Annotated in this window: 20 protein-coding genes; 10 read left to right on the forward strand and 10 right to left on the reverse strand. The window is 66.0% G+C overall.

What is annotated here, in order from left to right; all coding sequences use genetic code 11:
• Nucleotides 1–6 precede the first annotated feature (6 nt).
• The 5 genes from AC1IQ6_RS27560 to mnmE all read right to left on the reverse strand — a co-directional run bounded on the left by AC1IQ6_RS27560 (nt 7) and on the right by mnmE (nt 11,068).
• Entirely contained in the window at nt 7–4,959 is a 4,953-nt protein-coding gene (locus tag AC1IQ6_RS27560) for an Eco57I restriction-modification methylase domain-containing protein (protein ID WP_485865603.1), read from the reverse strand.
• Nucleotides 4,956–7,874 (reverse strand): SNF2-related protein, encoded by a 2,919-nt coding sequence (locus AC1IQ6_RS27565; RefSeq protein WP_485865604.1) that lies wholly within the window; start codon nt 7,872–7,874, stop codon nt 4,956–4,958. The genes AC1IQ6_RS27560 and AC1IQ6_RS27565 overlap by 4 nt, the downstream gene beginning before the upstream one ends.
• A gap of 65 nt (nt 7,875–7,939) precedes the next feature.
• Entirely contained in the window at nt 7,940–8,131 is a 192-nt protein-coding gene (locus AC1IQ6_RS27570) for a type II toxin -antitoxin system TacA 1-like antitoxin (RefSeq protein WP_104588210.1), read from the reverse strand.
• Between the two features lie 209 nt (nt 8,132–8,340).
• Nucleotides 8,341–9,531 carry a tyrosine-type recombinase/integrase gene (locus tag AC1IQ6_RS27575; RefSeq protein WP_485865605.1) on the reverse strand — a complete coding sequence of 397 codons (1,191 nt, stop codon included), beginning with the start codon at nt 9,529–9,531 and terminating at the stop codon, nt 8,341–8,343.
• Nucleotides 9,532–9,715: 184 nt separating this feature from the next.
• The gene (gene mnmE, locus AC1IQ6_RS27580; protein ID WP_111826283.1) at nt 9,716–11,068 is read right to left on the reverse strand and encodes a tRNA uridine-5-carboxymethylaminomethyl(34) synthesis GTPase MnmE; all 1,353 of its coding nucleotides are present in this window, start codon (nt 11,066–11,068) and stop codon (nt 9,716–9,718) included.
• 115 nt (nt 11,069–11,183) lie between these two features.
• Between mnmE and AC1IQ6_RS27585 the strand changes: the two genes are divergently transcribed.
• The 10 genes from AC1IQ6_RS27585 to AC1IQ6_RS27630 all read left to right on the forward strand — a co-directional run bounded on the left by AC1IQ6_RS27585 (nt 11,184) and on the right by AC1IQ6_RS27630 (nt 22,017).
• Nucleotides 11,184–12,770, forward strand: coding sequence for an ABC transporter substrate-binding protein (locus AC1IQ6_RS27585; RefSeq protein WP_111826282.1), 1,587 nt, complete (start codon nt 11,184–11,186; stop codon nt 12,768–12,770).
• A 21-nt stretch (nt 12,771–12,791) separates the two neighbouring features.
• Nucleotides 12,792–13,766: an ABC transporter permease gene (locus AC1IQ6_RS27590; RefSeq protein ID WP_111826281.1), complete on the forward strand. Its 975-nt coding sequence runs from the start codon at nt 12,792–12,794 to the stop codon at nt 13,764–13,766.
• A complete protein-coding gene (locus tag AC1IQ6_RS27595; RefSeq protein ID WP_102774978.1) occupies nt 13,763–14,689 on the forward strand; it encodes an ABC transporter permease in 927 nt (308 codons plus the stop codon). Before AC1IQ6_RS27590 ends, AC1IQ6_RS27595 begins: the two co-directional genes overlap by 4 nt.
• A gap of 11 nt (nt 14,690–14,700) precedes the next feature.
• Nucleotides 14,701–15,711, forward strand: a complete 1,011-nt coding sequence (locus tag AC1IQ6_RS27600; protein ID WP_479730711.1) for an ABC transporter ATP-binding protein — start codon at nt 14,701–14,703, stop codon at nt 15,709–15,711.
• The gene (locus tag AC1IQ6_RS27605; RefSeq protein WP_209166007.1) at nt 15,708–16,718 is read left to right on the forward strand and encodes an ABC transporter ATP-binding protein; all 1,011 of its coding nucleotides are present in this window, start codon (nt 15,708–15,710) and stop codon (nt 16,716–16,718) included. The genes AC1IQ6_RS27600 and AC1IQ6_RS27605 overlap by 4 nt, the downstream gene beginning before the upstream one ends.
• A 40-nt stretch (nt 16,719–16,758) precedes the next feature.
• Nucleotides 16,759–17,958 (forward strand): M20 aminoacylase family protein, encoded by a 1,200-nt coding sequence (locus AC1IQ6_RS27610; protein ID WP_102774975.1) that lies wholly within the window; start codon nt 16,759–16,761, stop codon nt 17,956–17,958.
• A 328-nt stretch (nt 17,959–18,286) separates the two neighbouring features.
• Entirely contained in the window at nt 18,287–19,210 is a 924-nt protein-coding gene (locus tag AC1IQ6_RS27615; protein ID WP_485865606.1) for a TauD/TfdA dioxygenase family protein, read from the forward strand.
• Nucleotides 19,211–19,256: 46 nt separating this feature from the next.
• Nucleotides 19,257–20,300, forward strand: coding sequence for an ABC transporter substrate-binding protein (locus AC1IQ6_RS27620; protein ID WP_102774973.1), 1,044 nt, complete (start codon nt 19,257–19,259; stop codon nt 20,298–20,300).
• 1 nt (nt 20,301) lies between these two features.
• Nucleotides 20,302–21,129 carry an ABC transporter ATP-binding protein gene (locus tag AC1IQ6_RS27625; protein ID WP_102774972.1) on the forward strand — a complete coding sequence of 276 codons (828 nt, stop codon included), beginning with the start codon at nt 20,302–20,304 and terminating at the stop codon, nt 21,127–21,129.
• A gap of 9 nt (nt 21,130–21,138) precedes the next feature.
• On the forward strand, nt 21,139–22,017 hold the full coding sequence (locus AC1IQ6_RS27630) for an ABC transporter permease (protein WP_485865607.1): 879 nt from the start codon (nt 21,139–21,141) through the stop codon (nt 22,015–22,017).
• A 64-nt stretch (nt 22,018–22,081) separates the two neighbouring features.
• On the opposite strand, the gene AC1IQ6_RS27635 is transcribed toward AC1IQ6_RS27630, so the two are convergent.
• The 5 genes from AC1IQ6_RS27635 to rpmH all read right to left on the reverse strand — a co-directional run bounded on the left by AC1IQ6_RS27635 (nt 22,082) and on the right by rpmH (nt 26,300).
• A complete protein-coding gene (locus AC1IQ6_RS27635; RefSeq protein ID WP_479730714.1) occupies nt 22,082–23,527 on the reverse strand; it encodes a catalase in 1,446 nt (481 codons plus the stop codon).
• A 190-nt stretch (nt 23,528–23,717) separates the two neighbouring features.
• A complete protein-coding gene (yidC, locus tag AC1IQ6_RS27640; RefSeq protein ID WP_479730715.1) occupies nt 23,718–25,406 on the reverse strand; it encodes a membrane protein insertase YidC in 1,689 nt (562 codons plus the stop codon).
• Nucleotides 25,407–25,454: 48 nt separating this feature from the next.
• Nucleotides 25,455–25,748: a membrane protein insertion efficiency factor YidD gene (yidD, locus tag AC1IQ6_RS27645; protein WP_102774968.1), complete on the reverse strand. Its 294-nt coding sequence runs from the start codon at nt 25,746–25,748 to the stop codon at nt 25,455–25,457.
• Entirely contained in the window at nt 25,745–26,116 is a 372-nt protein-coding gene (locus AC1IQ6_RS27650) for a ribonuclease P protein component (RefSeq protein WP_102774967.1), read from the reverse strand. The genes yidD and AC1IQ6_RS27650 overlap by 4 nt, the downstream gene beginning before the upstream one ends.
• A 49-nt stretch (nt 26,117–26,165) precedes the next feature.
• Nucleotides 26,166–26,300 carry a 50S ribosomal protein L34 gene (rpmH, locus tag AC1IQ6_RS27655; RefSeq protein WP_006228069.1) on the reverse strand — a complete coding sequence of 45 codons (135 nt, stop codon included), beginning with the start codon at nt 26,298–26,300 and terminating at the stop codon, nt 26,166–26,168.
• Nucleotides 26,301–26,727 lie beyond the last annotated feature (427 nt).

Raw genomic sequence — 26,727 nt, forward strand, 5'->3', positions numbered from 1 at the left:
TGTGCCTCATTCAGAAAGCGGTGATGACGCGAAATGCATCCATGCTACCCGGTAATCCGCTTCGCGATCCGCCAGGGTAAAGGGCGCGACGTAGCGGATGGTGCGGTCAATGGGGCCGCCGGTTTGGGTGGTGTCGGTGATGGGGCGTTCGATCACCGTGCCGTCGGGGACCTGGGGGTGCAGGGTGCCGTCGGGCATGCGCTTGGGCTGGATGTCTTCCCAGCCGAGGCGGCGCGGCTGGCGGATGCCGTCGGGGGTGATGACGGTGCATTCGGGGTCGCGGCGAGCGGCCTTGCGCGGCAGGCCAACGCCGACCAGGCCCTTGCTGGCGGTGAAGACGACGCGGCCGTTGGCATCAAACCAGGTGTCGCGCTCGTACTGGCGCATGACGGGGAACTGCACGCGGTAGATGGTGAGCAGTTCGTCCAGCGTGAGGCCCAGGGCCTGGGCGGCGAGGACGTCGATTTCAACCAGGGCCTGGCGCCGGGCATAGTCGCTGCGCAGGGCGTTGTGGCGCTGCCATTCAGGGATGAGATTGGCGAAGAAGTCCTGCGGCAGGCGCGGGTCGGCGCTGGCCCAGCGGTCTTGCTGGAATTCGGGTTGCCAGCAGGATTGCCAGAGGTCGGCGTAGTGGGTGGTGAGGCACGACAACGCAAGAGCCCTCAACCTAATGGCTGAACTATCAACGTATGGCAATTGCGTCCATGCCCCATAAAGCATGGCTTTTCCCGTTGCTTTGACAAAGAAATCACCGACAAGGCTAAACGTTATGCCAGCCGCTGTAACCAAATCCTGCTCATGCCTGATGACAGAGCATTGAACAGGATGAATATTCGCGACCCCTTTGGGGAAAATAGCTGGTATTAACGTTCTTTCGCCACTCTGAGAAAGCATGTTGCGGAAGAAGAGGCGGTAATACGCCGTCACCGGCTTTGCCTCGGCTTCCCCTTCCTCCACCCAACTGACGCGCGGCACGCGGCGGGCGTATTCGTCGGGGCTGCACGCGGGGCGGTAGTTGCTGCGTGGCAGGTAGTCGTCGGGCAGGGTTTCGAGGTCAAGTGTGTCGTAGGCTTTGTGGGTTTCGCAGACGGCTTTAGGGGTCTTGCTGAGCGGGTTGCCGACGTAGAAGTGCGGACCGGAGAGCACGAAGTCTTCGGGGCGGCTCACGAAGCCGGTTTCGCGGCGGATGGTGCCGTCCTTCTGCGCGCCGGTTTCGTGCCACATTTCCAGCGTGAAGTAGTCATCTTTCAGATCGCCCAGGCGGCGCGGGACGCGGGCGAATTTTTCCAGCACCGAAACCAGTTCGCGGCTGTGCACGGCGGGTAGGCGGGCCTGCAAGGGCGGCGTGCCGGGAGCGTCGTAGAGCTGGGCGAAGGTGGCGAGTACGCCTTCATTCACTTCCACCACGCGATTGCGGTGCCCAGTCAGATCCCAATGGTCTTCGTCATTTTTGATGCCCGGCGTTGCCCCTGCCCCGGAATGTTCCAGGCAAGCAAAGCTGGTCTGCGGATGCATAAGGTTGGCAATCGTCCGGAACCGAACTGTCTGCTCCATCCCATAGACGTTGATGCTGTATTTGACGCGGTTGCCAATTTCGGCAAATAGCTTCAGTTCGTTCTGGAACTGATAATGCGAGCGCAACCGCGCATACATCGCCGCCCGTAACTCCCCACCCTTCGGATCGTCATATGGCCCCTCCGGATGCAGCAGCGCCTGCACACCACCACCCACGCGCCACACCAGCGGCAGAAAGCATTTGTACAAATTACTTTGCTGGCCCTTGAGCAACGGATAGTTCTGCACCGCATTGAGAAACGCGCCCAACCCCTCGGTAGCCACACATTCGGCCAGGTAGTCGGCACGGGCTTGGGGCACGACGGCAAACACGGCCTCGCGCTGGTCGGCAGTCTGCTTGGCGCTGAGCTTGCGGATGGCAAAGCGCGGGTCGAAGTCCGACAGCAGGCTTTGCTCGTTCCATTCCACCTTGATCCACGGCGGGTTGCCCAGTACCACATCGAAACCGCCGCGCTGCTGGAAGATATCGGCGAATTCCAGCTCCCAGTGCAGGAAGCGCTGTTGCGCGGCCACCTGCCGGGACACTTGCAGTTGCGGCAGGATTTCGACCAGCGCTTCGATATCCACATGGCCGTAGCGGTCGCGCTCGGGGGTGAAGTCCAGCGTGGACTGGGGCATGGTTTCCGGGAACAGGTCGCTGCCGCCGGTGTTGGCGGCCAGGCTGGCGTTGCCCAGCAGCACGGTTTCCAGCACGAACCACCATTCCTCGCGGCTGGGCAGGTCGTCCGCCTTGTCCAGCGGCCAGAACCACAGGGCGCACCAGTAGTCCATCACCAGCTTCAGGCGGCGGTAGGGGCTGGCGTTCTTCTGCGCCTCGCTGAGCATTTCGCGCTGGAAGGTGGCGTCCTTCTGCGCGGTGGTGGTGGGCGCACGGTTGGCGTCGGTGCTGGGCCAGACGTGCAGCTCGTCGCTGGTGGCGCGGCGCACGCGGGCCAGTTCCTGGGCATGCTGCTGCCAGAGGGCTTCGGCGGCCTGGGCGATGGCCTGCACGCGGGTGATTTCGCTGCGTTCCAGCGGGGCGGTGAAGGTCTTGCGCCATTGCCTGAAGCGTTCGAAGGCGGCGGGTTCCAGTGCCTTGACCACCTTGTCGGTGACGGCGCCCATGCCCTCGGCGGGCAGCAGGAAGTGGAAGATATCGGTGGCGGAAGGTGTTTCCGAAAGCGCGAGGGCACGCGGCACGGCGCAGCGCCAGTCGCGCTCGGGCATGTCCTTCTCGCCCCGGCCGGGCGACAGTTGCGCAGTGCTGAAGACATCGCGCCGCGCGCCGACCAGGGAATTGCCGGCCACCAGTTGCAGGCCGAACCAGGGCACATGGCCGCCCTTGAAGATGGCGTTGAGCCACAGCGAGACTTCGGCCAGTTCCACGGCCACGGGGTTGAGATCGACGCCGAACACGTTGGTGTCGGCGATGTACATCTTGACCCGCTGTTTTTCCGCCGCGTAGTCATCGTGCGGGATGCTCCGGCCCAGTTCCTTCTGCTTGGCCTGCAAGTAGGCTTCGGCCAACTGGCTGACGGCTTCGTTCAGGAAGGCCGCGCTGCCCATGGCGGGCTCGCAGACGGTCAGGCGCAGGATGTCGTCGGCGGATTTGCCGGGCAGGATTTCGCGCAGGGCGTGCTCCACCAGGCAGCGGGTGAGGATTTCCGGGGTGTAGTAGCTGGCGGACTTTTCGCGCTCGCGCCCAGCCAGCCGGTAGATGAAGCTGCCTTTCTTGTGCAGGCGCGGCTCGCCGCCGAACAGGCGTTCAGCGTCGCTGTACTGGCCGATGGCGCTGGCTGGCACGAAATAGGCGGCTTCCAGCGGGTCGAGTTCGGCGTCCTTGCGCTTTTCGCGGGCGCTGGCGGGCGGGGTGTCGTCGTCCTCCGTGGCGTCGCTGTCATCGGGGAGCCCGCCTTCGTCATCTTCGGTGCGGCTAGCCTTTTGGGCCTTGGGGTCGCGGCGCACTTCATACAGGTCTTCTTCGGCGAAGAAGCCTCGGAAGGAGAGCAGCGCCTCGTACACGGCACCCAACTGGTTGATGCCAAGTGTGGCGTAGCTGATGCGGCCACGGCGGCCGTTCCTGCCGCTGCTGCCACGCGACAGGGACATCAGCTCGATGACGCGTTGCAGGACGTGGTTGCGCAGCTTGACGCTGTTCAGCAGCCGGGTGCGTTCCGGGTCGAACAGGTGGCCTTGCAGCGGGGCGATGGTGAAGCCACTGCCTTGCGCGATGTCACCCGGTGCCGGCTCAACGCCGGGGCCCAGTTCCTGCTGTCCGCTGCCGGCATCGCGGCGCGGGAAGCCCTGCCAGATCAGGCCGAACAGTTGTTGCAGGCTGTCATGGAAGTAGAAGCCGTTGCGGGCTTGGTCGGTGGTGAGCGGGGTCTGTTCCAGCTCACGCAGGTGTTCGACGCTGTAGCCCTTCAGATAGGCTTCTGCCTGGATCGGGGCGTAGCCCAGTTCAGGGCGGGCCTCGATGTAGAACAGGAACAGCAGCCGGTACATGTAGCGCAGGCTTTCGCGGCTGAGCTGGTCGGCCAGGTCGGTGTCGGTGCGATCAAAGAGCTTTTCCTTGCTGACTTCGCGCTTGTAGCGGATGGCCTCGTTGGCGATCAGTTCTATGCACTCGCGCAGGGCGTACTTGAGGTCGGTGGAGACCTCGAAGGCGTGTTTGTGGGAACTGTCGTCCAGGCTGTCGAGCAGGGCCGCGCCGCCTTCTGCGGGCAGAACGGATTGTTTGCCCAGTAGCGCCGCGAAGGCGCGCAGGCTGTGTTCGTCGCGCGGGCCGAACAGTTCCGGCAGGTCGAAGCGCAGCAGGGCCTTGCGGCCCCATTTGCTGCGTTCGATCAGCAGCCATTGTTCGTGGTGAACCAGTAGCACCCAGCGGGGCGGGGTGTCGTCGGCGAACAGGCGGCGGGAAAGGGTTTCCTCCCAGTCCGCGTGGTGACGGCCGGCTTTGGCGCCGTTGCCGTCACGCGGGGGCAGTTGCAGCGGCGCGGTGTCTTCGTCGCCCGGCAGGGCCAGCGCGGCGGCGATGGTCAGCAACGGGTGGCCCTTGGCGTCGCGGTACAGGGCCAGCAAGGGCAATTCGCCTTCGCGGCCGGCGTTGGCCAGGGTCAGGGCTTGAGGCTGCAATGCATAGCCGAGCGCGGCCAGCAGCGGCTGGGCCAGTTCGTGCAGCAGGCGCGCGCGTGCCTCTGGGCGTTTTTCGGCCAGGAAGCGCTCGCGGTCGCGGAAATAGCCGTTGGCACCGCTGGCGCTGCGCAGGCGGGCAACGGGGCTGCCCGCGCCCTGTTCCTTCCACTGCTCGAACAGCGGCTTGAGATCCTTGACCAGGATGTCGTCCAGGTAGTGCTGGCTGTAGAACTCGTTGGCGTTGATGAGGCCGTTGATGGTGAAGCTCATTGGGCCGCTCCTTGCGCCATGTCCTGTGGTGCTGCGTCCTGTTGGGAAACCAGGGCGGCAACCACGGTGAACTGGGCGCGGTCGTCCAGTTGCAGCGTGTCGCGCACCCATTGCTGGTACTGGCCGAACAAGTCGGCGGTGGCGCTTTCGCGCTGCTGGCGCTGGGCGGCGCGGACTTGTTCGATGCCGCCCTGCGCCAGTTCCAGTTCCATCTGCGCGAGGTGCTTGTCGCGCAGGGTGGCCAGCTTGGTCAGTTCCTGGTCCAGGCGCTGGCGGCAGTCGGCATCGAATGCCTGCTTGATGGGGCGCAGGTAGGCTTCGGCGGCGCGGATGACGGCAGGCAGGGCTTGCTGCCAGAGGCGGCTGTCGGGGGCATGGCCATCGTTGGCCGGGGCCGGGTTCTGGCCGCCATCCAGCCCGGTTCGGTGCAGGGTATCGGGCAGGCTCAGCACGGTCTGCACCTGGCCCCGCGCATCGAGCTGCACGCCCAGCCATTCGGCCAGCATGGCCTGGCCGCGCCGGTTGGGCACCTGGGCCAGCACGAGGATGATGGCTTCACCCGCTTGCAGACCTTGCGGTACGCGCAGCAGCGGGGCGCGCTGACGGCCGAAGGCCGCCATCAGCTTGTAGTCCAGCCATTGGGCGATGGGGTGCAGCGGCCAAAGATAGTGCAGTTGTGGCCAGTCGCTGCCGTCGCGGGACTGGGCGATGGCGGCCTCGACCGTGCGCTTGTCGGCGCAGAGGGCGAACGTATTGTCGGTGGGCCACATTTCCGGGGCGAGGTCGCGCTCCAGAATCTGCGCCAGGTCGCGCCCCGGCTGGAAGCTGAGGGTACGGGTGGCGTCGTCGGCCTGTACGGCGGGTTGCTGCTCGGGCTGGTGCTGCCGCAGCCAGCGCAGGCCGTCGCGGGCGTAGTGGTAGTGACCGGCGAACAGGCTGGGCAACGTAGCGGTAGGGGATGGCGTGGTGGAAGGCACCGGGTTGCCCACCGGTGGCGTCACGCTGTTGGCGGCGTCGCCCCAGAGCAGTTCGAAGGGATCGACGTCGCCGCCCGCCAGTTGCCGGGCGAACGCTTCGGCGGTGGTGTTGTCTTCGATGGCCTTGGCCACTTCCAAAGTTTCGGCGTCTTCGTCGTACAGGCCCATGAAGGCAGAGGGGTCGCCAATGTTCTTCGCGGCCTGTTCGTCCTTTTCGATCAGGATTTCCAGGTAGCGCAGGTCGCCACGGACACGCTCGTTATGCGGCTGGGTGTAGAGGTAGCCGATCTTGGGCGCTTGCGTCTGGCCATAGCGGTCCACACGGCCGTTGCGCTGCTGGAACACCATCAGCGACCAGGGGATGTCGAAGTGGATCAGCCGGTGCGACTGGTAGTGCAGGTTCAGGCCTTCGGAGGCCACGTCGGAGGCGATGAGCAGGCGCAGCGGCGAATGGCCGCGGCCGAAATCCTCGACCGTCTGCTGGATGTCCTGATCGGGCAACTGGCCGTGCAGGATGGCGACGGCGTCCGCCTTCAGGCCCAGCGCGGCCGGCAGGTGTTGTTGCAGGAATTTCAGGGTTTCGATGCGCTCGGTGAAGAGCACCAGGCGGTCATCGGCGGCACGGCCGTCCCAGCGCCAGTGCGGGTCGTCCTTGAGCTGGGCGATGAGATATTGCAGCTTGCTGAACTGTGCAGGCTCGATCTGTTGCACGAGGGCTTGCAGGTCGCGCAGCGAAGCCAGGTCGGGATGCGTTGCATCGCGGGCCTCCAGGCGACGGATGCGCTCTTTAAGCGTTTGCAGGCAGGCGGCGGGCGAGGAGAACAGGGCTTTTTCCAGCACGGTGCGGAACAGCATGGCGCCGTCGCGCGCGCCGCCGCCATCGCTGGCGAGCTCGAGTTCGGCCAGGGCATCGAAGGCGAGGTTCTCGGCGGCGCTGGCCTGGGCGGCCAGCCTGAAGACCCGGCGCTCGGGGAAATCCTGCTTCATCTGTTCGCGCACGTCGCTCTTGAAGCGGCGGATGAACAGGTGCTCCACGTCGCTGCGGCTGTAGTCGGCCCCAGGCGGCAGCACGGTGGGGTCGAGCATGCGCACCAGGCTGGCGAAGCTCTCCTTCTTGCCGTTGTGCGGCGTGGCGGTGAGCAGGATGAGCGCGTCGGAGCGTTGGGCCAAAAGTTCGGCCAGACGGTTGCTCTGGGTGCGATTGCCCTTGTAGGAGACGTTGTGGGCCTCGTCGATGATGATGAGATCCCACCACGCGCTTTCCAGGTAATGGCGGTATTCGCTGTCGCGCTTGAGCGTATCGACCGAGATGATGGTGCGGTCGTAGTAGCTGAAAGGGTTGTGGTTGGCTGGTATCTGGCGGCGGATGCGCTGGATGCCCGCCGAATCCAGGCGCGTCAGGGCGATGGTGAAGCGGTTCCAGAACTCCTGCTGGAACTGGCGCATCATGCTTTTGGTGGTGACCACAAGGATGCGCCGGGCACGGCCGCGGCGGATCAGCTCGGCGGTGAGGATGCCTGCTTCAAGGGTCTTGCCCAGGCCGACGGTATCGGCAATGAGCAGACGCGGGCGCAGTTGCTGTAGCACATGGTGGGCCGGATCGAGCTGGAAGGGCAAGGCATCCATCACGGCCTGATGCCCCAGCACCAAGGCATCGCCCTGCACGGCGGATTGGCGCAGGCGGGCTTCGATCGCCAGCCGTGCGGCCATGAATCCGGGAGAGTCGTCAAACACCAGCTCGGTCTGTGCCGGGTCGATCAGGGTGACGTCATCGAGCGCCGTCAGGAACAGGGCGTGGCGATTGCGCACGGTTTCCGACACCCCGATGCAGGAGAGCTGCCAGCCGCCCTGGGCGCATTGATCAGCATGCTGGACGAGCCATTCTTCGTCGCGAATCAGGGCGCGGGAACCGGGGGCGGGAGGCTGGGAAAGGGACATGGAGTTTCTACGCTACGCTCGGGTGGATGGAGGGGGGACTGGGAAGCAAGCCAACGGACACTTCATCACGCTGACGATTCCGACGGACGTCCATCCTGCGCAGGTACCTGCAACCCGTGCTTGCGGGCATATTCGATCACCAGCACCTCCACCATCGAGGCCACGGAGCGGTGTTCACGTTCCGCTGCGGCACGCAACAGTTGTTTGACGTTTGGCGACGTTCGAATGGAGAGCGTTTCAACCTTCAAGCGCGTCATTGCAAGGCCTTGGGATAAGTCATATTTACTTGCAAATGTACTGCACTTTGCATGGCACGGAAAGTGCCATGCGTTAAACACATGCGAATAGACGGTTGGGTAGCTTCTATTACGAAAGGGGGCAAGGGTAGTAAGCCGAAGGGGAATGGCAATCAAGGGTCAACGGCCCCACCCAAAAAGGGAAAAGGCCACCAGCGTCCTGGCCGGACTCACACCACCAAATTGGCCGACGGCGCCAACCCGTCGATGTAGTCCGACCACGCCTGCAACATCTCCCGCCGCTGCTCAGCGTATTCCGCCCGGTTGTAGACGCCGCGCACGCCGCCGATGGTGTGGTTCAGCGCTTTTTCCACCACATCCGAAGGCCAGCCCTGCTCGTGCAGCAATGTCGAGGCCGTGCGCCGTAGGTCATGGATGGTGAAGGCCGGGATCTCCTGCCCCTGCAATGACACCTTCAGCGCCTGGTTTAGCGCATTGTTGGCGAAGGGCTTGGCCAGGGTGCCACGCCCTGGCAGCACCCAGTTGCTACTGCTGGCCAGCGGCTTGAGTTCCTTGAACAGCGTCTGTGCCTGGGTGGACAGGTAGACGATGTGCGGCTTGCCGGTCTTGGAGTTCTCGACCGGGATGTGCCATTCGCCTTCGTCCAGATGCACGTCCTTCCACTGCGCCAGCATCAGCTCGGACTTGCGCACCAGGGTAATCAGGATCAACTGGAAGGCGATCTTGAACTGGCGGCGGATGTTGGAGGTCTGCATGGCGCGCAGGAACTGCCGGATCTCGTCCGGTGTCAGCGCCCGGTCGCGGGCGGCGGCGCGGTAGACGTGGCGCATCGGCAAGGCCATGACCGGGTTGGCCTGGATCAGGCCGCAGGTCAGCGCGTAGTCGAACATGCGCTTGAGCAGGCCGCGCACCTGGCCCGCGGCGGCGTCGAAGCCTTGCTCCTTCTTGCGCCAGATGACGCTGCGCACGTCCTCGGCGGTAATGTCCCGGACCGGCTTGCTGCCGATGTGAGGCAGGATGTCCTTTTCCAGGTAGCGGCGAGGCATGGTCACGTCCTTGCGGTCGCGCGACTGGATGTCCTTGAAGAAGCGTTCGGCGAAGTCGGCCACCGTGGCGTCTTCTGCGCCGGCCATCTTGGCCTGCTGCTTCTTCTTTGCAGGCGATTCGCCCATCGCTACTTGCTGGGCCGCCTCATCCCGTTTCAGGCGAGCGTTCTTCAGCGTTAGCGCAGGGTACTTGCCCAGCGTCAGCTTCTCGTACTTGCCGTTCAGCCGGTAGCGGTAACGCCAGACGACGCCCCCGGTTGGGAAGACTTCCACATACAGCCCGCGGTCGTCGGTGACCGTATAGGTTTTGTCCCTGGGCTTGAGTGCCTTGAGCGCGGTGTCGGTCAGTGCCATCTCATCCTCCGTATGTCCAAGCAGGGGGATGAGAGACAAAAACCCAGCTACTTGGAACCAAACTTGGACATAAAAGCGATTGGCTTCGACTGTATCACCGAATCACTCAGAAGACAAAAATCCCTTTATTTATGCGGCCTACAGCCGCATCAGCAGACTTCAGTGGACGTCCATGGACCCCACCTCACTTCCCAATACAAAAACTCGAAAAAATCTCCCCCAGCAGATCGTCGCTGGTGAATTTTCCGGTGATGCTGGACAGGCTGTCGTGCGCCAGGCGCAGTTCTTCGGCGAACAGGTCCAGCACGCGGTCGTCCTGTTGCGCGTGTTCGCCGGCCAGCGCCAGGTGTTCGGCGGCCGCCTGCAGCGCGTGCAGATGGCGTTCGCGCGCGAGCCAAGGGGATTCCGCCCCCGGGTTCCAGCCGGCGATCTGCAGCAGTTCGGCGCGCAGCGCGTCCAGGCCGATGCCGCGCTTGGCCGAGATGCCGAGTTCGCCGGGACCGGCGGCGAAGGGGGCGGCCAGCAGGTCGATCTTGTTGTAGACCTTGAGCACCGGCGTGCGCGGCGGCAGGCGCGCGGTGATCTGGGCGTCGAGCTGGTCGCCGGGCTGGGTGGCGTCCTGCAGATGCAGGATGACGTCGGCGCGTTCGATTTCCTGCCAGGTACGGGCGATGCCTATGCTTTCGACGGTGTCTTCGGTTTCGCGCAGGCCGGCGGTGTCGACGATGTGCAGCGGCACGCCGTCGATATGGATTTCCTGCACGACCTTGTCGCGGGTGGTGCCGGCGATGGGGGTCACGATGGCGATGTCGTCGCCGGCCAGCGCGTTGAGCAGGCTGGATTTGCCGACGTTGGGCTGGCCGGCGAACACGACGTGCAGGCCTTCGCGCAGGATGACGCCCTGGCGCGCCTGGGCGATCAGCGCGGCCAGGTCGGCGGCCAGGGCTTCCAGCGTCGGGCGCGCCTGGTATTTTTCGAGGAAGTCGATTTCCTCTTCGGGGAAGTCCAGCGTGGCCTCGACCAGCATGCGCAGATGCACGATGCGGTCGGACAGGTCGTTCACGCGCGCCGAGAATTCGCCCGACAGGGAGGCCATGGCGCCGCGCGCGGCGGCCACCGACGAGGCGTCGATCAGGTCGGCCACGGCCTCGGCCTGGGCCAGGTCCATGCGGTCGTTGAGAAAGGCGCGGCGCGTGAATTCGCCGGGCTCGGCCAGCCTCAGGCCCAGGTCGCGGCCGGCGGCCAGGCAGCTGTCGAGCACGCGGCGCAGCACGGCGGGCCCGCCGTGGCCTTGCAGTTCCAGCACGTCCTCGCCGGTGTAAGAGTGCGGCGCCCGGAAATAAATGGCGATGCCTTCGTCCAGCAGTTCGCCGGATTCGGTTTTGAAGGGCAGGTAGTGGGCGTGGCGCGGGGTCAGGTCGCGCTGGAACAGACGGCGCGCCAAGCCCGAGAGGTCCGCGCCCGAGACCCGTACGACGCCGATGCCGCCTCTTCCGGGGGCGGTGGCGATGGCGGCGATGGGGGCGTGGACGGACATATTTCAGGCGGGGCGGGGCAAGGACAATAAGGGAATATAACTGTTGCGCGGCGGCTTGTTTGCTGGTTAATGTGGCCCGGAGGTTCAAAACCCGAAACTACTCTGGGAGATCACTATGGCGTCTCGGTTTTCGCGTGTCTTGACCTGCGGCGCGGCCGCGGCGGTTCTGGCGTTGGGCACTCTCGGTTCGGCCATGGCCCGCGATCTGGTGATCGCCCTGAAGACCGAACCTTCCTCCATGGACCCGCAGTATCACGCGCTCACGCCGAATACGCAGATCTCCCAGACCATTTTCGACACGCTGGTGGCGACCGACGCGCAGCTCAAGCCGCGCCCCGCGCTGGCCGAGTCCTGGACCGTGGACGGCAAGGTGTGGACCTTCAAGCTGCGGCCCGGCGTGAAGTTCTCCGACGGCACGCCGTTCACCGCCGAAGACGTCGTCTTCACCTATGCGCGCGTGCCCAAGGTGCCCAACAGCCCGTCGCCCTTCACGCTGTACCTGGGCGCGGTGGAAAAGACCGAGGCGGTCGATCCGCATACCGTGCGCATCACCACCAAGGAAGTGGCGCCGAACCTGCTGGTCAATCTGGCGCAGCTGCCCATCATGTCCAAGAAGGCGGCCTCGGGGCCGGCGCCGGAGGGCAAGACCACCACCGAACTCAATAGCGGCGACGGCCTGATCGGCACCGGCCCGTACAAGTTCGTGTCGTGGAAACGCGGCGCCGAGTTCGTGCTGGCGCGCAACGACAATTACTGGGGCAAGAAGCCCGAATGGGATCGCGTGGTCTACCGCCCGATCAGCAATGCGGCCGCGCGCGTGGCGGCGCTGCTGGCCGGCGACGTGGACATGATCGAGGACCCCCCGACCGACGACCTGCCCAAGCTGAAGGCCGACAAGAAGCTCTACGTCGAGGAAACGCCGTCGGTGCGCGTGGTGTACGTCGCGCTGGACCAGTACGCCGAGCCGTCGCCCGGGGTGCAGGGCACCGACAAGAACCCCATGAAGGACAAGCGCGTGCGCGAGGCGCTGTCGCTGGCCATCAACCGCCAGGCGCTGGTCGAACGCGTGATGGGCGGGGTGGCGCTGCCGGCCGGCAACCTGTTGCCCTATCCCATGTTCGGATCGAGCAAGGAACATTCCAAGGCGCCCAAGGCCGACGTCGAGAAAGCCAAGGCGCTGCTCAAGGAAGCGGGCTATCCCGACGGTTTCTCTATCACGCTGGGCTCGCCTTCGGGGCGTTATGTGAACGACTCCAAGGTGGCGCAGGCGATCGCCTCGATGTGGACGCGCATCGGCGTCAAGACCAGCGTGGACGCGCTGACGCCCCCGGTGTTCTTCAAGAGCCGCGACAGCTACAAGTTCTCGGCCTACCTGGCGGGCTGGTCGGTGACCAGCGGCGAAATGTCCAACGCGCTGACGTCGCTGCTGGTGACGCGCAACCCGGAAGCGGGCCTGGGTACCACCAACCGCAGCCGCTATTCCAATCCGAAGATGGACGCGCTGGTCAAGGAGGCGTCGTCCACCATGGACGACGCCAAGCGCGCGCAGCTGCTGTCCGAGGCCGGCAACATCGCCATGGATGACTACGCCATGCTGCCCATCCATTTCGAGCTGTCGGTGTGGGCCATGAAGAACGACATCCGCTACCAGGGCCGGCCGGACCAGGTCACGCTGGCGCAATACGCGACCCTGAAGAAGTAGCGCGCCCGCGGATAACGCCACGTGCTGGCCACGATCGTAAGAAGGCTGCTGCAGACCATCGTCGTCATGTTCGTCATGTCGGCGCTGGTCTTCGCCGGCATATACATGGTGGGCGACCCGGTCTCGATGCTGGCCAGCCCGGAAGCCACCGAGGCGCAGCGCGCCGCGGTGCGAGCCTCGCTGGGCCTGGACCTGCCGTTGTGGCGGCAGTACCTGATCTTCATGGGCCAGGCGGTGCGCGGCGACTTCGGCAACAGTTTCCTGACCGGCGAGCCGGCCATGCGGCTGATCCTGGAGCGCATGCCGGCCACGGTGGAGCTGGCCTGTGTGGCCATGCTGATGTCGGTGCTGATCGGCGTGCCGCTGGGCATACGCGCCGGCCTCAGGCCGGAGGCGCCCGGATCGCGGGCCATCATGACGGGCTCGGTGCTGGGCTTTTCGCTGCCCAACTTCTGGGTGGGGCTGATGCTCATCATGGTGTTCGCCGTCATGCTGGGCTGGCTGCCGGCCGGCGGGCGCGGGCAGACCGTCAGCATCGGCGCCCTGCAGCTTAGCGTGCTGACTTTCGACGGCTGGCTCAGCCTGGCGCTGCCGGCCGCCACCATTGCGTTCGCCAAGTGCGCCATGATCATCCGCGTGACGCGCGCGGCCACGCGCGAGGCGCTGCCGATGGACTACATCAAGTTCGCGCGCGCCAAGGGACTGTCGGAAAAGCGAGTGCTGGGCGTGCATCTGCTCAAGAACATCCTGATTCCGGTGGTGACGGTCGCGGGCCTGGAGTTCGGGCAGGTGATGGCGTTCGCGGTGGTGACCGAGACGGTGTTTTCCTGGCCCGGCATGGGCAAGCTGCTGATCGATTCCATCATCAACCTGGACCGTCCGGTGGTGGTGGCCTACTTGCTGCTGATCGTGTTTTTCCTGGTCATGCTGAACCTGGTGGTGGACATCATCTATACGGTGCTGGACCCCCGCGTACGACTGGATAGCCGCCGATGACCACGCCCGTCTCCGCCCCCGCCGCCGCGACCGCGCAACCGGTCCGGGAACAGACGCCCTGGCGCCGCTTCCTGGGCGATTTCTTCGCCAGCAAGCTGGCCACGCTGGGCCTGGCGATGCTGGTGTTGATCGTGGGCGCCGCGCTGCTGGCGCCGTGGATCGCGCCGCAGAATCCGTACGACCTGGCGATGCTGGACATCATGGATTCCAAGCTCCCGCCGGGCAGCGAAAGCGGCGACGCCAGCATGCGCTACTGGCTGGGCACCGACGGCCAGGCGCGCGACCTGCTGTCGGCGATCCTGTACGGCATGCGCACCAGCCTGCTGGTGGCCACGGTGTCGGTGCTGGCCGCCTTCGGCATCGGCGCCACCGTGGGCCTGGTGGCGGCCTATTTCGGCGGCCGAATCGACGCCTTGCTGATGCGCATTGTGGATATCCAGTTGTCGTTTCCGGCCATCCTGGTGGCGCTGATGCTGCTGGCGATCCTGGGCAAGGGTGTGGACAAGGTGATCATCGCGCTCATCGTGGTGCAGTGGGCGTATTTCGCGCGCGCGGCGCGCGGCGCGGCGCTGGTCGAGCGCGGCAAGGAATACGTGGAGGCGGCGCGCTGCATGTCCTTGTCATGGGGACGGGTGCTGTTTCGCCACGTGCTGCCCAATTGCATGCCGCCCTTGATCGTGATCGCCACCATAGACCTGGCGCACGCCATCGCGCTGGAAGCCACGCTGTCGTTCCTGGGCGTGGGGGTGCCGGTGACCGAGCCGTCGCTGGGCATGCTGATCTACAACGGCTTCGAATACCTGCTGTCGGGCCAGTACTGGATCTCGTTCTTTCCCGGCATCGCGCTGGCGCTGGCCATCATCGCCATCAATCTGGTGGGCGATCACCTGCGCGACGTGCTCAACCCGCGCCACGCGAATTGAGGGGCGCCGCGATGCAGACCCAGCCTGTGGAAAACCCGTCCGCCGCGCCGCGCTCCATCCTGGAAGTGCGCGGGCTGAAGACGCATTTCTTCACGCGCGCCGGCGTGGTGAAGGCGGTCGACGGCGTGGACCTGCATCTGGCCGAAGGCGAGATCCTGGGGCTGGTGGGCGAGTCCGGCTCCGGCAAGAGCATTACCGGCTTTTCGCTGATGGGGCTGCTGGACCCGCCGGGCCGCATCGTCGACGGAGAGCTGAGGCTGAACGGGGAAGACCTGCGCGGCGCCACGCCGGCGCGCTGGCGGCAGCTGCGCGGCCAGGAGATCGCGATGATCTTCCAGGACCCGATGATGACGCTGAACCCGGTGCTGCGCGTGGACACGCAGATGATAGAGGCGGTGCAGGCGCACGGCCCGGCCACGCGCGAACAGGCGCGCCAGCGCGCCCTGCAGACGCTGGCGATGGTCGGCATTCCGTCTCCGCAGGAGCGGCTGCGCAGCTATCCGCACCAGTTGTCCGGCGGCATGCGCCAGCGCGTGGCGATCGCGATCGCGCTGCTGAATTCGCCGCGCCTGATCATCGCCGACGAGCCGACCACGGCCCTGGACGTGACCATACAGGGGCAGATCCTGTTCGAAGTGCAGAAGCTGTGCCGCGAGACCGGCACCGGCCTGATCTGGATCACGCATGACCTGGCGGTGGTGGCCGGGCTGGCCGACCGCGTGGCCGTGATGTACGCGGGCCGCGTGGTCGAAACCGGCAGCACCGAGGCCGTGATCAGCCATCCCATGCATCCCTACACGCATGGCCTGATCGCCTCGATTCCCACGCCGCAATCTCGCGGCAAGCCGCTGGTGCCGATTCCCGGCATGACGCCGTCGCTGCTCAACCTGCCGGCGGGCTGCGCGTTCCGGGGGCGCTGCCCGCGCGCCACCGACGCCTGTCTGGTCGAGCCGCAGCCCGTGGAAGTCCGTCCGGCGCAATGGGTGCGCTGCTGGCATGCAGGAGGCCCCGACATCCAATGAACGCCGCCGATTCCCGCCCCATCCTGTCCCTGCGCCAGGTCGAGCTGCGCTTCGTGCAGCGCGTGGACCTGGCCGGCCGCATCGCCAATCTGCTGGGCGCGGGCCTGAAGACGCAGGTCGTGCACGCGGTGGCCGGCGTGGACCTGGACGTGATGCCCGGCGAGGTCATCGGCATCGTGGGCGAGTCGGGCTGTGGAAAATCCACGCTGGGCCGCGTGGTCTGCGGCATCCTGCCGCCGACGGCCGGCGAGGTGCATTACCAGGGCAAGCCGGTGCAGGACCTGGCGGGCCCGGCGCGCAAGGCGTACGAGCTGGGCGTGCAGATGATTTTCCAGGACCCCTACGCCTCGCTGAATCCGCGCATGCGGGTGCGCGAGATCATCGGCGAGGCGCCGGTGGCGCACGGCCTGGTGCGCTCGCGCGACAAGGCCGAGTACGTGGCGGGGCTGATGCGCCAGGTGGGCCTGGACGCGAGTTTTGCACAGCGTTATCCCCATCAATTCTCGGGCGGCCAGAGGCAGCGCATAGGTATTGCGCGGGCGCTGGCGCTCAAGCCTTCGGTCATCGTGTGCGACGAGGCGGTCGCGGCGCTGGACGTATCGATCCAGGCCCAGGTGCTTAATCTGTTCGAACAATTGCGCGCCGACCTGGACCTGACCTATCTTTTCATCAGCCACAACCTGAGCGTGGTCAGCCATATTTCAGACCGCGTGGCTATCATGTACCTGGGCCGCGTGGTGGAGCTGGCGCCCACCGACACCGTTTTCCGGCGCGCCAACCATCCGTACACCCAGGCCCTGCTGAAAGAACTGCCGACGCTGCAGCCGGGGCGGCGCACGTACCAGCCGATCAAGGGCGAACTGCCTTCGCCGCTGGACCCGCCGAGCGGCTGCGCCTTCCATCCGCGCTGTCCGCACGCCATGCCGCGCTGCACCGCCGAGCGGCCGCTGCTGAAGGAAGTCGCGCCGGGCCAGCTCAGCGCCTGCCATTTGAACGACGCGGCCTAGAAAAAACGCCTATCCACACTCCTACCGTTTATCCACAGCCATGAAAACCATAGCCGAAATCGAACGCGTGCACGGCGAGCTGACCGCGCTGCGCCGCGATATCCACGCCCATCCCGAACTCGCCTTCCAGGAAACGCGCACCTCCACGCTGGTGGCCGAACGCCTGCGGGAGTGGGGGCTGGAAGTCCACACCGGGCTGGGGAAAACCGGCGTGGTGGGCGTGCTGCGCGCCGGCAGCGGCAAGAAAACCATCGGGCTGCGCGCCGACATGGACGCCCTGCCCATGCCCGAGCACAACCGCTTCGCGCACAAGTCCACCATCAGCGGGCGCATGCACGGCTGCGGCCATGACGGCCACACCACCATGCTGCTGGGCGCGGCGCAGTATCTGGCCAGGCATCGCGACTTCGACGGCACCATCGTGTTCATCTTCCAGCCGGCCGAGGAAGGCGGCAACGCCGGCGCGCGCGCCATGATGGAGGATGGCCTGTTCGACCGCTTTCCGTGCGACGCGGTGTTCGGCATCCACAACATGCCGGGCATGCCGGTCAACCAGTTCGGGTTCCGCGCCGGGCCGACCATGGCTTCCAGCAACCGCTGGGACATCGTCATCAAGGGCGTGGGCGGCCACGCGGCGCAGCCGCACGCCTCGGTCGATCCCATCGTGGTGGCGGCCGACATGGTGCATGCGCTGCAGACGGTGATCTCGCGCAGCAAGAATCCGCTGGACCAGGCGGTGCTGTCGATCACGCAGATCCACGCCGGCGACGCCTACAACGTGATTCCCGGCGAGGCCGTGCTGCGCGGCACCGTGCGCACCTATACGGTGGAGGCGCTGGACAAGATCGAATCCGATATGCGCCGCATCGCCACCACGCTGCCCCAGGTATACGGCGGCACGGGCGAACTGGACTTCGTGCGGGCCTATCCGCCGCTGGTGAACTGGGAAAAGGAAACGGCCTTCGCCGCCCAGGTGGCCGAAGACGTGTTCGGCGCCGACCAGGTGCTGCGGGACATGCCGCCCTTCATGGGCGCCGAGGACTTTTCCTTCTTCCTGGAGGCGGTGCCGGGCGCCTACCTGTTCCTGGGCAACGGCGACGGCGGGCACCGGCTGGAAACCTATCACGGCATGGGGCCGTGCCAGCTGCACAACCCGAATTACGACTTCAACGACGCCCTGCTGCCGGTGGGCGCGACTTACTGGGTGAAACTGGCTCAGACCTTCCTGGCCGCCCCCTGATATACGCAAGTCATTGATTTAAAAGGCGCGGAACCGTCGGGGTCCGCGCCTTTTTCCATGCGCGGGCCGGGTTGTGCACCGCCTGTCCACTGGCTTTCCACCGGCTATCCACCGGGATATCCCCTGGGTATCCACCGGCTATTCACCGCTTTTCCCGGGCTTGTCTCCAGGTTTATCCATAGGTTTATCCACAGGCCGGCACAGTCCCCTTTATGCCGGAGCGGCTTGAACAAAGGCCGAATAATTCGTTGGTGCCGGGCTGCCGGCTTTTCATAATGGATCGCTCCAATGCCGGCCCGGCCGGCGGCCCAACCGCAAGGAGCGACCCATGTCCCAGAGCAACGCGCTGCGCCTGCCCGAAGCGCAAACCGCGCCGCGTTACGCCGGCGCCCCCGCCCCCCAGGATTTCGAAATCCGCCCGCTGGCGCGCGCGATGGGCGCCGAAATCGTCGGCATCGACCTGTCGCAGGAACTCGACGCGGCCGATTTCGCCCGGGTGCACCGGGCCCATCTGGACCACCATCTGTTGGTGTTCCACGACCAGCGCATCACGCCGCAGCAGCACATCGATTTCAGCCGCCGCTTCGGCCGCCTGATGATCCACGTGCTGCACCAATTCCACCTGCCCGGACATCCGGAGATCCTGGTCGTGTCCAACATCGTGGAAAACGGCAAGCCGGTGGGCCTGGGCGACGCCGGCAAGTACTGGCATTCGGACATCTCGTACAAGGCGCTGCCCAGCCTGGGCTCGCTGCTGCATGCGCAGGAACTGCCGGCGCAGGGCGGCGACACGCTTTTCGCCAACATGCACCTGGCCTACGACACGCTGCCCGCCGCGCTGCGCGATGCCGTGCAAGGCAGGCGCGCCGTGCATTCCTACCTGGCCAAGTACGGGCAGCTGCAGAAGGAAGGCGCCTGGCGTCCCAACCTGAGCGCGCAGCAGCTGGCGCAGGTGCAGGAAGTCGTTCATCCCGTGGTGCGCACGCATCCCGAATCGGGCCGCCGCGCGCTATTCGTCAGCGAAGGCTTCACCACCCGCATCGAAGGCCTGCCCGAGGACGAGAGCCGCCAGATCCTGGACGAGCTGTTCGCCCACAGCATCCGGCCCGAACACATCTACCGCCACCAATGGCGGCCCCACGACCTGGTGTTCTGGGACAACCGCTCGCTGATCCACCTGGCCGCCGGCACGCCGGACCACCTGCGCCGCAAGCTGTACCGCACCACCATCGAAGGCGATACGCCGTTCTGAAAACCGGCGCCCGCGCCCGCCCCACGATTTATCCACAAGGAACGCCATGCATTTTTCTTCCAACCTGAGGGACCGCTTCATCCGCGCCGCCACCGGCGCGGGCCTTGCGCTGGCGCTGGCCGTGCTGGCGCTCGCCTCGCCGACGCCGGCGCTGGCCGAAGGCCGCATCCGTATCGCCGAGCAGTACGGCATCGTGTACCTGCTGCTCAACGTGGCCCGCGACCAGCAACTGATCGAGAAGCACGGCAAGGCCGAAGGCCTGGACATCTCGGTCGAATGGGCCAAGCTGTCCGGCGGCTCGGCGGTCAATGACGCGCTGCTGTCGGGGGCTGTGGATATCGCGGGGGCCGGCGTCGGGCCGCTTTTGACGATCTGGGACCGCACGCGCGGCAAGCAGAACGTCAAGGGCGTGGCCTCGCTGGGCAACTTTCCCTATTACCTGGTCAGCAACAATCCGGACGTGAAGACGATCGCGGATTTCACCGACAAGGACCGCATCGCCGTGCCCTCGGTGGGCGTCTCGGTGCAGTCGCGCGTGCTGCAGCTGGCCTCGGCCAAGCTGTGGGGCGATGCGCAGTACAACAAGCTGGACAAGCTGTCGGTGGCCCTGCCGCATCCGGACGCCGCGGCCGCCATCATCGCCGGCGGCACCGAGATCACGGCGCATTTCGGCAATCCGCCGTTCCAGGAACAGGAGCTGGCCGAAAACCCCAAGGCGCGCATCGTCCTCAAATCGTACGACGTGCTGGGCGGGCCCAGTTCCTCCACCGTGCTGTTCGCGACGGAAAAATTCCGCAAGGAAAATCCCAAGACCTACAAGGCGTTCCAGGCCGCCTTGCAGGAAGCGGCCGCCTTCGCCGCCGCCCATCCGGAACAGGCCGCCGACACCTACCTGCGCGTCACCGGCGCCAAGCTGGACCGCGGCTTTCTGATCGGGGTCATCAAGAATCCGGACGTGCAGTTCAAGCTGGCGCCGCAGAACACCTATGCACTGGCCGAGTTCATGCACAAGGTGGGCGCGATCAAGAACGCGCCGGCGAGCTGGCAGGATTATTTCTTCGACGATCCGCTCACGGCGCAAGGCAGCTGATATGGGCCTGACCGCCGCCACGCCTGTGGATAAGCCTGACAAGCCCGCGCCCCTGCTGCTTGTGGATAAGGTGTCGATCGAATACAAGACGCGCGATCGGCGGGTGCGCGCCACGCACCAGGCCAGTTTCTCGGTGCACGAGGGCGAGCGCACGATCCTGCTGGGGGCGTCGGGTTGCGGCAAGTCGACCCTGCTCAAGGCCATCGCGGGGTTCATCCCGCCCACCGAAGGGCGCATCGAGATCGACGGCCAGGCCGTGCGCGGCCCGGGGCCGGACCGCATCGTGGTGTTCCAGGAATTCGACCAGCTGCCGCCCTGGAAGACCCTACGCCAGAACGTCGCGTTCCCGCTGCTGGCCGCGCGCAGGCTGGGGCGGCGCGAAGCCGACGAACGCGCCATGCATTATCTGGAAAAAGTGGGCCTGTCCGCCTTCGCCGACGCCTATCCGCACACGCTGTCGGGCGGCATGAAGCAGCGCGTGGCCATCGCCCGCGCCCTGGCCATGCAGCCGCGCGTGCTGCTGATGGACGAACCCTTCGCCGCGCTGGACGCGCTCACGCGCCGGCGCATGCAGGAAGAGCTGATGGCGCTGTGGGAAGAGGTGCGGTTCACGCTGCTGTTCGTCACCCATTCCATCGAAGAGGCCCTGGTGCTGGGCAGCCGCATACTGTTGCTGTCGCCGCATCCGGGCCGGGTGCGGGCCGAGCTGAACGCGCATGCCTTCGGCCTGCACAGCCAGGGATCGGCGGCCTTCCAGGCGGCCGCCCGGCGCATCCACGACCTGTTGTTCGAGCCGGCGCCGCAGCCGGCCCAGCGGGCCGCGGCCTGAGGAGCAAGCATGAATCACGTCCATGCCGGGCCGGTCCCGATCCGGCCCGAGATCGAATACGCGTTGCCGCCGCTGCCGGCGCAGGCCGCGGAAACGCCGCTGCCCTGGCATGAACGCCTGTGGCAGCATGCCGGCCTGCGCAAGCTGGCCATCCTGGCGCTGCTGGCCGGCATCTGGGAGCTGGCCGCGCGCTATACCGACAACGAGCTGCTGCTGCCCGGCGCCCTGCAGACGGCGCGGGCCTTCGCGCAGGGCCTGGCCGGCGGCGAACTGCCGGCGCGCGCCGCGCAGTCGCTGCAGGTGCTGGTGCAGGGCTACGCGGCCGGCGTGGCCCTGGCTTTCGTGCTGACCACGCTGGCCGTCTCGACGCGCTTCGGGCGCGACCTGCTGTCGACCCTGACCGCCATGTTCAATCCGCTGCCGGCCATCGCGCTCCTGCCGCTGGCGCTGCTGTGGTTCGGCCTGGGGACGGGCAGCCTGGTGTTCGTGCTGATCCATTCCGTGCTGTGGGCGCTGGCCCTGAACATGTATGCGGGCTTTCTGGGCGTGTCCGAGACGCTGCGCATGGCGGGGCGCAACTACGGCCTGGGCGGCCTGCGCTACGTGCTGCGGATCCTGGTGCCGGCGGCGCTGCCCGCCATCCTGGCGGGGCTGCGCATCGGCTGGGCCTTCGCCTGGCGCACCCTGATCGCGGCCGAGCTGGTGTTCGGCGCGTCCAGCGGCAAGGGCGGCCTGGGCTGGTACATCTTCCAGAACCGCAACGAGTTGTACACAGACCGCGTGTTCGCCGGGCTGGCGGCCGTCGTCATCATCGGCCTGCTTGTGGAAAACCTGGGATTCGACACGCTGGAGCGCCTGACGGTCAGGCGCTGGGGCATGCAGCGCTGAGCGGTCGCGAGCGGCAATGAAAAAGGCGGCCCGCAAGGGCCGCCTTTGCTGCCGGCGCTGGGAATTACAGCTTCAGCCCCAGCGCCTTGGCCACGCCGGCCGCGTAGGCCGGATCGGCCTTGCGGAAGTGCTCCAGCTGGCGGCGCTGGATTTCCTCGGGCACGCCGGCCATGTGGCGGCCGATGTTGCCGAAGAGCAGTTCCTGCTGGGCCGGCGTCATCAGGCGGAACAGCGCGCCCGGCTGCGAATAGTAGTCATCGTCCACGCGGTGGTTCCAGCGCGCCGCGGCCTGGCCGTCCAGCGGCAGCGGCGGCTCGGCGGCGGACGGGGTTTCCTTCCATTCGCCGAAGCTGTTGGGCTCGTAGTTCAGGGTGCCGCCGGCGTTGCCGTCCACGCGTCCGGCGCCGTCGCGGTGGAAGCTGTGGAAGGGGCAGCGCGGCGCGTTCACCGGAATCTGGTGATGGTTGATGCCCAGGCGGTAGCGGTGCGTGTCGCCATACGAGAACAGCCGGCCCTGCAGCATCTTGTCCGGCGAGAAGCCGATGCCGGGCACCACGTTGGCCGGCGTGAAGGCGGCCTGCTCCACTTCGGCGAAGTAGTTTTCCGGGTTCTTGTTCAGCTCCAGCACCCCGACCTCGATCAGCGGGTAGTCGCCATGCGGCCAGACCTTGGTCAGGTCGAAGGGGTTGATGTGGTAGGTCGCGGCTTCGGCCTCGGGCATGATCTGCACCTTCAGCGTCCACTTCGGGAAGTTGCCCTGCTCGATGTTGTCGAAGAGGTCGCGCTGCGAGCTTTCGCGGTCGTGGGCCACGACCTGGGCCGCTTCTTCGTCGGTCAGACAGGCGATGCCCTGCTGCGACTTGAAGTGGAATTTCACGTAGAAGCGTTCGCCGTCCTTGTTGATGAAGCTGAACGTGTGCGAGCCGAAACCGTGCTGCTGGCGCAGGTTGGCCGGAATGCCGCGGTCGCTCATCAGGGTGGTGACCTGGTGCAGCGATTCGGGATTGAGCGACCAGAAATCCCAGGCGGCCGTGGCGCTGCGCAGGTTGGTCTTGGGGTCGCGTTTCTGCGTGTGGATGAAATCGGGGAATTTCAGCGGGTCGCGGATGAAGAACACGGGGGTGTTGTTGCCCACCAGGTCCCAGTTGCCTTCGTCGGTGTAGAACTTGATGGCGAAGCCGCGCACGTCGCGTTCGGCGTCGGCCGCGCCGCGTTCGCCGGCCACCGTGGAAAAGCGCAGGAACAGGGGCGTCTGCTTGCCGACCTGGGAAAAGAGGCTGGCGCGGGTGTAGCGCGTGATGTCGTGGGTGACGGTGAAGGTGCCGTAGGCGCCCGAGCCCTTGGCGTGCACCACCCGTTCAGGGATGCGCTCGCGGTCGAAGTGGGCGAGCTTTTCGATCAGCCAGAAGTCCTGCAACAGCGCCGGGCCGCGGGGGCCCGCCGTCATGGTGTTGTTGTTGTCCGCCACGGGCGCCCCGGAGGCGGTGGTCAGATGCTTCTTGTCGTTCATTGCACGCTCCTTGAGTTGATGCACGGGCCGGCCGGGACCCGACGCCTGCCCATCATAGGTGGCCTGCATGATGTTGTGAAGTTGATTGCAATAGCTGGCTTGATAAATAATAACTATCGTACAGGGGCCAGCGCGGACGAAAAAAAAACCGGCCCCGATGACGGGGCCGGTTTTCGCTTGCAGGGGAAGATCAGCGGTTCGCCGCCGCCTCCGCCTTGCGCTGGATGGCGCGGGTGATGGACCACTGCTGCGCGATCGACAGGATGTTGTTGACGCACCAGTACAGCACCAGACCGGCCGGGAAGAAGAACATCATTCCGCCGAACACCAGCGGCATGATCATCATGACCTTGGCCTGCACGGGGTCCGGCGGCGTGGGGTTCAGCTTGATCTGCAGGAACATGGTGGCCATCATGATGGCGGGCAGAATGAAGAACGGGTCGCGGATCGACAGGTCGTGGACCCACAGAATCCACGGCGCGCCGCGCATTTCCACGCTGGCCAGCAGCACCCAGTACAGCGAGATGAACACCGGGATCTGCACCACCATCGGCAGGCACCCGCCCAGCGGGTTGATCTTCTCGGTGCGGTACATCTCCATCATGGCGGCGTTGAGCTTCTGCTTGTCGTCGCCGTACTTTTCCTTCAGCGCCTGCAGGCGCGGAGCCACCTGCTTCATGCGGGCCATGGAGCGGTAGCTGGCGGCGGCCAGCGGGTAGAACACGGCCTTGATCAGCACGGTCAGCGCCACGATGGTCCAGCCCCAGTTGCCCAGGATGGAGTGCAGCCAGGTCATCAGCTTGAACAGCGGCTTGGCGATGATGGTCAGCCAGCCGTAGTCGACCACCAGTTCCAGGCCGGGGGCGAGCGCCGCCATGGCCTTCTGGTCCTGCGGGCCGACCCACAGGTGCGAATCGACGCGCGCGGAAGCGCCCGGGGCGACTTCGCCGACGGCTTCGATGCTGCGGGCGGCGTACAGGTTCTTCTGCACTTCCAGCAGTTCGTTGGTGCGCGGCTTGCCCTGCGGCGGCACCCAGGCGGTGGCGAAATAGTGCTGCACCACGGCGATCCAGCCGTTGTCCGCCTGCTTGATGTAGCTGGCCTTCTTCTTCTCGATGTCGCTGAAGGTGGCTTTCTGGAACTTGTCCTGCTCGGAATAGACCGCGAAGCCGGTGAAGGTGTGATAGAAGCTGGAGGTGTCGGCCGGGTCGTTGCCGTCGCGCTCGAGCTGCAGGTACAGCGAGGGCGTCACGGCGGCGGAGCCGGTGTTGGCCAGATCGTGGCGCACGTCGATGTCGTAGCGGCCGCGGTGCAGCGTGAAGGTCTTGGTGACCTTGACGCCGCCGGACTCGCCCTCGAAGGCGACGACCAGGCTGTCGCCGGTCAGCTGGCGCTCGGACGACACGACCCGGAACGGCGTCTGGTGGGTGGGGAAGCTCTGGCCGTTGGGCGCGCCGACCACGCCGGTCTGCACCACGTAGTTCAGGCCGGCGGAGCGGTCCAGCAGCACCGTGGGCTTGTCGGGCTGGCCGGTGGCCGGGTACTTCAGCAGCTCGGCGCGCACCAGCTGGGCGCCCATGGTGTCGAACGTCAGGCGCAGCACGTCGGTGGTGATGACGACTTCTTCCGAGCGCGCGGCGGCCGCGGGGGCGGAGGCGCCGGGAACGGCCGAGGCGGGAGCCGCCGCGGGCGCGCTGGGCACCGAGGGCGTGGCGTTCGAAGCCTGGTTGTTGGCCGCAGCCTGCGGGTCGCTCGTGCTGGCCGTGGGCGTCGGGCCCCCGAACAGCGACGGCTTGCCGTTATGGATCTGCCAGTTGTTCCATAGGAGCAACAGCGAGAAGGAAAAAATCATCCAGAGGACGGTTCGTCGGATATCCATGGTGCCTACTGAAGTGAATACGGGCCAGCAAAGCCCGCCAGTTTAGCGTCAATCATGCTCGATGCGGTGGCTGTGGGAACAGCGCGGGGCGCCATTGGTTCCCTTGGCCGGCGGAACCGGGTCCAGGCCGCCCGGCGACCACGGGTGGCAGCGGCCGATGCGCCGCAGCGCGAGCCAGAAGCCGCGGCCGGCGCCGTGGCGCTCGATCGCCTCGATCGCATAGGCCGAGCAGGTCGGGGTAAAGCGGCACTGCCGTCCGATCCAGGGACTCAGGAAGAACCTGTAGAACCGGATCGGGGCAATGAGTAAAGCGGCCCCCAGCCTGCGGCTGCGCCCGGTCATCGCGCGATGCGTCCAAAGTGAGCGTCCACTTCGGCTCGCGCACTGCGTTTCAGCGCGGTGAGCGTGGCGGGCGCGACCTTGCTGTGCAGCCGCACGACGTAGTCGCGCGCGGGCAGCTCCAGGCGCCGATGGCGGAACGCCTCGCGGATGACCCGCTTCAAGGCGTTGCGGGTGCTGGCGTGCGCGGCAAAGCGCTTGGCGATCACCAGGCCCAGGCGGGCGCAGGCTTCCTGGCCGGCGGGCAACTCATTGGGAGCGGCGCTCACAATGAAGAAAGCCCCTCGGGCAAGACGCCGGCCTTTGAGGGCGGCGGCGAACTCGGAGGGGCGATGCAGCCGCGCCTCCGGGGGAAGCGTGGCGCGCGGCATGGACTGCGGATCGGGCGTCAGGTTTCCGGCAGGACCGGAAGACACGGACTTAGACGGCCAGACGCTTGCGGCCCTTGGCGCGGCGAGCGCTCAGGATGGCGCGGCCAGCGCGGGTCTTCATACGCACGCGGAAACCATGGGTGCGCTTGCGACGGGTAACGGAAGGTTGGTAGGTACGTTTCATGGACGATCCACAAAAAGAACAAAAGTCAGAAGGGACCTGCCCGGAGGGTTCCTGGTCGCGTATTCAGGTAGCGGGTATCTGGCGGGCATTTTTGCAACATCGGCAAAAAACAACCTGCAGACGGGGCTCTGACCGGGAAAATTCCCAGGCGACCTATTAGCGGCTGCCGTGCTGAAAAGCCAGGTGGATAGGCCAATGGCCCGGCCAAAGCGCAAGTCTCAAACCCGCGCAAGCCCTGTCCTTTCCTGCAAACGGTCACGCTCGCTGTGAAACCTTCTGACAGACAGAATTCGGAAAAGCCCACCATTTCAGCAAGTTTTCCCTGTCTTGTCAAACAGTTAAGCGTGCGCCCTGCGCACACTTATGGCGCGCCCTGTGGATAACCCCAGCCCAGGCAAGGTAGAATCGAGGTTTGAATAAGAGCGAC

The organism is Achromobacter sp. MUI-25009338, assembly GCF_057359325.1.